The 6177-nt window shown below is 49.9% G+C and carries 5 protein-coding genes; 3 read left to right on the top strand and 2 right to left on the bottom strand.

Translation table 11 applies throughout. The annotated features are described in order from the left end of the window. Positions 1 to 105: 105 nt before the first annotated feature. Positions 106 to 1731 (bottom strand): peptide-binding protein, encoded by a 1626-nt coding sequence (locus PHW04_18940; GenBank protein ID MDD2717971.1) that lies wholly within the window; start codon positions 1729 to 1731, stop codon positions 106 to 108. A gap of 5 nt (positions 1732 to 1736) precedes the next feature. After that, the gene (locus PHW04_18935) at positions 1737 to 3380 is read right to left on the bottom strand and encodes a peptide-binding protein (GenBank protein ID MDD2717970.1); all 1644 of its coding nucleotides are present in this window, start codon (positions 3378 to 3380) and stop codon (positions 1737 to 1739) included. Positions 3381 to 3612: 232 nt separating this feature from the next. Between PHW04_18935 and PHW04_18930 the strand changes: the two genes are divergently transcribed. The 3 genes from PHW04_18930 to gatB all read left to right on the top strand — a co-directional run. Beyond that, the gene (locus PHW04_18930; protein ID MDD2717969.1) at positions 3613 to 3912 is read left to right on the top strand and encodes an aspartyl/glutamyl-tRNA amidotransferase subunit C; all 300 of its coding nucleotides are present in this window, start codon (positions 3613 to 3615) and stop codon (positions 3910 to 3912) included. Continuing rightward, positions 3909 to 5279, top strand: coding sequence for an Asp-tRNA(Asn)/Glu-tRNA(Gln) amidotransferase subunit GatA (gene gatA / locus PHW04_18925; GenBank protein ID MDD2717968.1), 1371 nt, complete (start codon positions 3909 to 3911; stop codon positions 5277 to 5279). The genes PHW04_18930 and gatA overlap by 4 nt, the downstream gene beginning before the upstream one ends. After that, a partial coding sequence (gene gatB, locus PHW04_18920; GenBank protein ID MDD2717967.1) for an Asp-tRNA(Asn)/Glu-tRNA(Gln) amidotransferase subunit GatB occupies positions 5276 to 6177 on the top strand: 902 nt, incomplete at its 3' end. The genes gatA and gatB, both read left to right, overlap by 4 nt.

Raw genomic sequence — 6177 nt, 5'->3', positions numbered from 1 at the left:
TCCAGAGAAAAAAAGCTTTCGTCTCGCTCAGGTGGCGCGGAATCTGAAAGACTCACTGATAATATTCAACGAAATAGTCAGCAAGGAGACAAACAGGCTGAAACACTAATTGTGATATTTCTGCTGGGCAAGCGGCACATACCAGCGGTAGTAATTGTGGGTAATTCCTGATGGAGCGACTTCGATTCCATGGATTCTTTTGGCGACTGCATATAGACATTCGGGATTGCAGAGGAAAGTATAAGGCTGATCCTCGTAAATCAGTTCGTGGAGACGATGGTAAATACTGGTCCGTACCATGATCTCCATAGTGGTGCGGCCTTTCTGGATCAGGTCGCAAACCTCCAGATTCAAATAGCTGACCGCGTTGCGTCCTCCCTTCCCTTCGGGCGGTTCAGGGATTTCCCACCTGTGAAAATAATAATAAAGGTCAGGATCCTGAAGTGACCAGTCGCTGAGGTTGATATCAAAGCTCAATTTATAGCAGGCATCCATGATCACAGATATCTCGCAGGGTTTCAGGGAGGCTTTGATGCCGACTTTTTTCCAGTAATCTGCAGCCATCCAGGCGGTCAGTTCATAGGCTTTGATTCCATTGAGGAACATGATATCGCATTCAAACCTGACCCCGTCCTTTTCCAGGATACCGTCTTCATCAGTGTCCTTCCAGCCTGCTTCAGCAAGCAGAGTCGCTGCCTTCTCCGGGGAGTAAGGGAGCGGGGTGATTTCCTTGTTGTAAGCCCAGGAACTCTTTGGCCAGGGACCGTCTGTCAGCTGGGCAAAACCATGGAAAGCATCGCGGATGATGGCCTGCCTGTCCAGTGCCATTGTCATGGCTTTCCTCACCAGCTTGTCGCTGAAAAATGGCTTTTTTTCATTGTATCCGAAATGGCATACTGAAAATGGGTTCGGGTAGCGGTAGACGTTGAAATGTTTCTGGAAATCGTCGCTCTGGCACTGCTTTACATACTGGTCAGGGGTGATTTTCAACAGATCGATATCCCCTCTGAGCAAGGAAAGGAACGCCATTGAAGGATCAGGAATTGTTTTGAAGACATATTCCTTTATATAAGGCATTCCTTCGAAGTACTGGGGATTTGCTTCCAGCACCAGCTCGTCTCCGCTGCGCCATTCTTTGAAACGATAAGGACCTGTACCTACTGCAGTCCTGATGAATTCATCATTGTAAATATTTTCGTGGGTTTTGAAAACGTGCTTCGGGATCACAGGGATGGCAAATTTCTGAACTGCAGAGGCAAACGGATTTTTATAATGGAATCTGATTGTGTAATCATCCAGGGTTTCCATAGTTTCAATGAACTGAGCCCAGTAAAACCATTTATTCGAATACGTAAAATAAGCGTCCTCAGAGGTGAATTCCAATCCGTCATGCCAGAATATACCTTTTTTCAGGTGAAAAGTAATTGTCTTCCCGTTGTCAGCGATTTCCCATGTTTCAGCAAGGTCGCCTATTGACTGCAGATTTTTGTCCTGCTTGACCAGGCCCTGGTAGATCATTGAGGACACTCTGCTCGAAGCACTTTCGGTTGCTCTGACAGGGTTGAGTGTCAAAGCCTCGGTGAGCGCTCCTTCCACCAGAGTGTCGCCGACTGCAGGACTTTCGTCTGGGGGCGGGGCTTGGATCTGAGATACTGGCGGTGGCCCCCCGCATCCGGCCAGGAGAAAAAGAAATAAAAGTGGCAGATGTTTCAAATTTATTTTCAGATTCATTTTTTTCAATAAGTCTGGGAACGGTATTTTTGAAGATCTTTTGGGACATTCAATTTGCAGGTGTTGCAGAAAATGCCTGCCGGTGAGACTTTGAGACCGTGAATTCTGCTGTTTGCCGCATAGAGTACGTCTGGAGCGCAGAGAAAAGTGTAAGGCTGATCCCTGTAAATCACTGCCTGCAGCTTATGATAGAGTTCAATCCTGGCTTTAACTTCCATTGTCGTCCTGGCGGCCTGGATCAGAGCGTCGACTTCAAGTGTATTGGAATAGGCGACGAAATTCTTGCCGTTTTTGTTTTTTTCCGGCTCAGGAATTTCCCAGCGATGGAAAAAATAATAAAGATCAGGGTCATAGGTTCCCCATTGGCCGATCAGGGCGTCGAAAGTTCCCAGGAAGCACAGTTCCTTAAGTGTTTTCCCATCTACCAGTTCAAGCTTCGCTCTGACACCGATCCTGGACCAGAAATCGATTGCAGCCTTGGCCAGCAGTTCGTGGATTTTTTCTCCGTTCAAGGCTGTGATCTTCACTTCGAATTTTTTTCCGTCCCGTTCCAGCACGGAATCATTGTCCTTATCGACCCAGCCGGCTTCGCCCATCAGCTGCCTGGCTTTATCCGGGGAATAGGGGAGGGGTACAATGCTGTTATCATAAGCCCAGTTGGTCTTCACCCAGGGACCGTCGAGGGTCTCCGCGAAACCGTAAAAAATATTTTTGATCAGTTCCTGCCTGTCAATAGCCATGGTCAGCGCCTGCCTGACTCTTCGATCCTGGAAAATTGCTTCTTTCTCGTTATAGCCGATGGTACAGAAAGAGGCGGGAGAGGGACAGCGGTAGAGAAGAAAATATTTTTTGAACTCATCTGAGTCGGCCTGCTTGACATACTGGTCAGGAGTGATCCTGAGGATGTCGAGATCCTGGCGGAGCAGAGCCAGGAAAGCCATCGAGGAATCAGGGATCACCTTGAAGATGTATCTGTCGAGAAACGGCCTGCCCTCGAAATAATTCTCATTGGCTTCCAGCACGACCTGCTCTCCTGAAGTCCACTCCTTGAATTTGTAAGGTCCGGTTCCGATCGGGTGAGAATTAAATTCCGTGTTGTCATGAAAATCATAGTTTTTAAAGATATGCCTGGGGATGATCTTGAGACTGTAATTCTGCAGCGCAGGCGAATAGGGCTTCAGATAGGTCACCTTGACCGTATATCTATCAAGGGCTTCTACTGTTTTCACATACTGGGCAACTGTGAAACTTTGATTGGAATAGGAAAATACGACATCATCAGACGAGAAATCTTCTCCATCATGCCATTTGACGTTCCGCTTCAGTTTGAAAGTCAGTTCCAGCCCGTCAGGGGAAAAGTTCCAGGATTCCGCAAGGTCAGGGGCATATGAAAGGTCTTGGTCAAACTTGATCAGTCCATTGTAAATCATGGACTGAACCCTGTTTGAGCTGCTATCATTGGAAACCCAGGGATTGAGCGAAATGGCGTCTGCAATAGCGCCCTCCACTAACGTGTCGCCGAAAGCAGCTTCATCGGTGGCGACAATGCTGTGCTGGATCTGGGGATTCTGAGCAGGTCTGCCGCAGCCTGCTGCTAAAAAAGATAATGCCAGCCAGAAAAAATAAAATCCAAATCTGTTAGGGCTCATGATTTATCAATATTATCATAAGTAGTCCTGACATGGAACAGGATGCCTGAAAACGGAATCTTGAGATGCTTTGGACGATTTGATATAATGAGCCTCTTGCAAAATGTTTTACTCAGCTATTTCCTGGGTAAACATTTTGCTAGAGGTTCATATGGGGCACTAATGCCTCATAATCCGAAAATTCAAAAGCACTCCCGGTGCACAGGATTCCGCACCGGATTATGGAGGCAGATTGAATCACGAAAAGTTGATCACTGATGAAGAAATCCGGATCACAGCCGAGCTTTCAGGGATCAGGCTGAGTCCTGATGATTTTCAGGCTCTCAGAATCGCTCTGCAGAATACGCTCCTTCACTTTGAGGCGATTGCCGGGATAGACAGCGACGATATCCACGGCCATCCTGTGGAGCGGATCATTTCCCTGAGCGAAACCAGGCAGGATCTCAGTCTGCAGAAAAATCCCGAACTTCTGTTTAAAAATGCTCCGGATTTTGAAGACGGCTTTTTCTTTGTCCCAAGGATCGTAAAATGAAAACTTCCCTTGATTTTGCACAGAGGCTCGCTGTTATCGGAAGCCTTGACGAGAAGCTGGGTGCTTTTCTGCACCTTGATAAATCTCCGTCCTGCAGCGACGGGAAAATTTCCGGACTCCCGGTAGCGGTCAAGGACAACATTGCTGTGCTCGGAATGCCTCTGACCTGCGCGAGCCGTGTCCTGGAAGGTCATTATCCGGCGGTCGAGGCTACAGCAGTCAAAAGGATCAGAGCAGAAGGCGCACTGATAGCTGGTAAGACAAACATGGACGAATTCGCGATGGGATCATCCACCGAGAATTCAGCATTCAAGCTCTCCCGGAATCCCTGGGATCTGGAACGGGTTCCTGGCGGATCAAGCGGTGGATCGGCAGCCGCGGTTGCCTCTGGCATGGTCCCGGTTGCTCTTGGAAGCGATACCGGAGGCTCGGTCAGGCAGCCAGCCGCATTCTGCGGGATCGCAGGCTTCAAACCTTCCTATGGAGCTGTTTCCAGATACGGGCTGGTAGCCTATGGATCGTCCCTGGATCAGATCGGGATCATGGCAGCTGCCGTTTCTGATATTAAAAGAATTTTTGACATGATCCGCGGCCCGGACGGCTTTGACGAAACTGTGGCCGAAAAATCGTTTTTTTCAGAAGACCGTCCGGATCGGAAAGTCAGGATCGGAATAGTGGAAGAATACTTACATCATCCGTCGCTGGAGCCCGAAATCCTCAGGGCAATGGAAGCTGCCAGGGAAAAAGCAGTTGCCCTTGGCGCGGATGTGTTGCCTGTAAAACTACCCATGCTCGACGAGACGGTGATTCCCGCGTACTACCTCACTGCCTGCGCTGAAGCCTCCTCGAATCTCGGCCGGTATGACGGAATCCGTTATGGAGCTCGATCAGTGAAATTCCCGGCAGACCTGGATGAACTGGTGTTCAGCACCAGAAACTTGTTCGGGCCTGAAGTGAAGCTGAGGATCATGCTGGGAACTTTCGTGCTGAGAGCTGGGCATTACGACCAGTATTACGGACGGGCCCAGGCTGCCAGAAGAAAAATCAGCTGCGGACTTGCGGAATCATTTACCAAGGTCGACTTTCTGCTCACTCCGGTGTTTCCGACCAGGGCTTTTAAAATCGGAGAATTTACAAGCGATCCCATCAAAATGAAGCTCGCAGATGAATTTACCGTCACAGCCAACCTGGCCGGAATTCCTGCCATCTCTCTTCCGGTCGGAGTGGATGGAGGGCTGCCGACTTCAGTGCAGCTGATGGGGCCGAGGTTTTCGGATCTGAGGCTGCTGGAATTCGCGGCAGAGCTTGAATCGATGCTGAAATTTGATGCTTCGCTCTGTCCGCATAGAGTTCCGGAGGCAGTATGAGCTATTTGGGTACGATCGGCCTGGAAATTCATGCTCAGCTCAGGACTGCAAGCAAACTTTTCTGCAGTTGTCCGGCAGCCTTTTCCGACCAGCCTAATACGCATGTCTGCAACATCTGCCTGGGCTTTCCGGGAGCATTGCCCAGTTTGAACGGCCAGGCACTACGCCAGGCCCTCAAGGTTGCTTCCGCGCTTGGCATGGCCATCCCCGCTGAAATCAGATTCGACCGCAAGCATTACTTTTATCCGGACCTCGCCAAAAGTTACCAGGTCTCGCAGTTTTACTCCACGCTTGGCAGAAACGGCTCATCCAGCGTGGAAGTCAGGGGCAGGGTGATCCCGGTCAGGATCCGCGAAGTCCACCTGGAAGAGGATGCCGGCAAATTGCTGCATGCCGGTGAAGAGAGCATGGTGGATTTTAACCGCGCAGGAGTGCCGCTGCTGGAACTCGTGACTGAGCCGGATTTCCATATCGGCGAGGAAGCCGAAACTTTTTTCCGTTATTATCAGCTGCTGCTCCGGACCATTGATTCGTCCGAAGCCAACATGGAACTCGGCCAGATGCGCTGCGACGCCAATGTCTCAGTTTCCAGGCAACGCAATCAGCTCGGGACACGGGTTGAGATCAAGAATATCAGTTCTCCGCGCTTCATCAGGCTGGCGATTGATTATGAGATCCAGCGACAGATCGGGATTCTGGAAGCTGGAGGCACGATCCAGCATGAAACCAGGCGCTGGAACGAGAACCGGGGCAGGACTGAATCGATGCGGAGCAAGGAACTGGCTCTGGATTACAGATACCTGCAGGAACCTGACCTTGCTGTGGTCAGGATTACCCCGGCTGAGCTGAAAAAGATCGGCAGTCTGCCTGAACTTCCTGATCCGCGTCGTAGCCTGTA

The organism is Candidatus Wallbacteria bacterium, assembly GCA_028687545.1.
In the GTDB taxonomy this organism is placed as follows: Bacteria; Muiribacteriota; JAQTZZ01; order JAQTZZ01; family JAQTZZ01; genus JAQTZZ01.
This window is presented reverse-complemented; position numbering and strand designations above follow the sequence as displayed.